The sequence below is a fragment of the Methanohalophilus euhalobius genome (genome assembly GCF_900215215.1).
Classification (GTDB): Archaea; Halobacteriota; Methanosarcinia; order Methanosarcinales; family Methanosarcinaceae; genus Methanohalophilus; species Methanohalophilus euhalobius.
In genome coordinates this window covers 1-1,501 of record NZ_OBDR01000025.1, presented here as the reverse complement: position 1 = coordinate 1,501, position 1,501 = coordinate 1, and the positions used below count along the sequence as shown (strand labels likewise).

Sequence of the window (1,501 nt, the reverse complement as noted above, 5' to 3'; positions counted from 1 at the left end):
CACCCCGTAAGGCGAGGATAATTACTAAATATCCGAAATTAACAATGCTATATACAATCCCCAAAGTGATAATTGCTTGAGATGATAAGTCGATGTTGATCGAATATATACAGACAGCCCTTGACAGAGCCAAATATGAGATAATTGAAGATGAAGAGGAGCCTTACTATGGAGAAATACCTGAACTGGAAGGGATCTGGGCAACAGGTACGTCCCTTGAAGAATGCCGCCAGAATCTGGAGGAAATCATCGAGGAGTGGCTCATTTTACGATTGCGTAGAAATCTGCCTATTCCACCCCTTGGCAACCATACAATAGATGATTTCGGAGAAATTGCCGTTGCCTAAACTTTAATCCTGTAGACTGGAGTCCACATCACTGCTATCTAAAAACTATCCTGGTTTTCAGTATTACTTATCTGCCACAAAACCTTTAATTTGAGTACGTATATTTCCTATTATGGAAGTCGCAATCTCAGATGATGCATTACCTGTTGTGAAAGAATCACTGGAAAAGGAGATTCTTCTGCTGCGGGCAAAAATACGCCTGGCAGAAAAAGAAATTGCTGTTTTTGAAGACAGGTACAATATGCCGTCGTCCCGATTTTGTATAAAATTTGAAAACGGGGACCTCGGGGATTCACAGGATTTTTTTGAATGGTGGGGACTTTTGAGGGGTCTTGAAACTCTTAAAACACAGTTAGATCAGGCACAATCGGTGATTTCAAATTGGTGATTCTAAGGTCATTGCAAAAAACGAAAAGATGATGTTATCTATAGGCACAATCGGTGATTTCAAATTGGTGATTCTAAGGTGCTGTCAACTACCCCTCCCTTTACTGCAAGGGGCTTGAATGTTAATTAAGCATTTGTCCGGGAGATGTAGTTAACTTTCCCGTGATGAGGTGCAGGTGGATTGACGAGGAAGGCGGAAAATAGAGGCCCTGGCTTTACAACTGTACACAAAATAATTATACCCTGCAAACAACATTAACTAGGAGGAATTTTCTTAGAGGCTATGTCATACAACCCAGACCTTGAAATATACCGAAAAAAACTCCGAAAGATGTTGCCTCAGCTGGAAGATCGATATAACGTCAAGTATATTGGACTGTTTGGCTCCTATGTAAGAGGAGAGCAAACTACGGAAAGTGATCTCGATATCCTGGTGGAATTCAGCAAGACTCCCACCCTTTTCCAATTCATTAACCTGGAGAATTATCTCTCTGATACCCTGGGAATCAAGGTGGATCTGGTCATGAAGGATTCACTGAAACCCAATATTGGAAAATACATACTTAACGAAGTCAGGGCAGTGTGATATATGACTCGAGACATCAGGGATTATGTCAATGACATCTATGCTGCCAGGGAGGCGGCAGAGAATTTTGTCAGTGATTGTACATATGAAGATTTTCTCGAAGACAGAAAGACCCAATATGCCGTTATCAGAGCCCTGGAGATTATTGGTGAAGCAGCAAAGAATATCCCTGATGATGTCA

4 protein-coding genes are annotated in these 1,501 nt (G+C 41.3%); all 4 read left to right on the top strand.

The window, feature by feature from the left end:
* Positions 1–92 precede the first annotated feature (92 nt).
* Complete coding sequence (locus CP947_RS10865; protein WP_096713083.1) at positions 93–347, top strand: type II toxin-antitoxin system HicB family antitoxin; 255 nt, start codon at positions 93–95, stop codon at positions 345–347.
* Positions 348–459: 112 nt separating this feature from the next.
* Positions 460–735 (top strand): hypothetical protein, encoded by a 276-nt coding sequence (locus CP947_RS10245; RefSeq protein ID WP_096713082.1) that lies wholly within the window; start codon positions 460–462, stop codon positions 733–735.
* A gap of 282 nt (positions 736–1,017) precedes the next feature.
* Positions 1,018–1,320 (top strand): nucleotidyltransferase family protein, encoded by a 303-nt coding sequence (locus CP947_RS10240; RefSeq protein WP_096713081.1) that lies wholly within the window; start codon positions 1,018–1,020, stop codon positions 1,318–1,320.
* Between the two features lie 3 nt (positions 1,321–1,323).
* On the top strand, positions 1,324–1,501 hold a 178-nt coding region (locus CP947_RS11090), incomplete at its 3' end, for a HepT-like ribonuclease domain-containing protein (protein ID WP_143745145.1).

Bases quoted from the DNA above. Each gene is read 5' to 3' on its own strand.
- CP947_RS10245 (WP_096713082.1), top strand. From the start codon at position 460: ATGGAAGTCGCAATCTCAGATGATGCATTACCTGTTGTGAAAGAATCA.
- CP947_RS10865 (WP_096713083.1), top strand. From the start codon at position 93: ATGTTGATCGAATATATACAGACAGCCCTTGACAGAGCCAAATATGAG.
- CP947_RS10240 (WP_096713081.1), top strand. From the start codon at position 1,018: ATGTCATACAACCCAGACCTTGAAATATACCGAAAAAAACTCCGAAAG.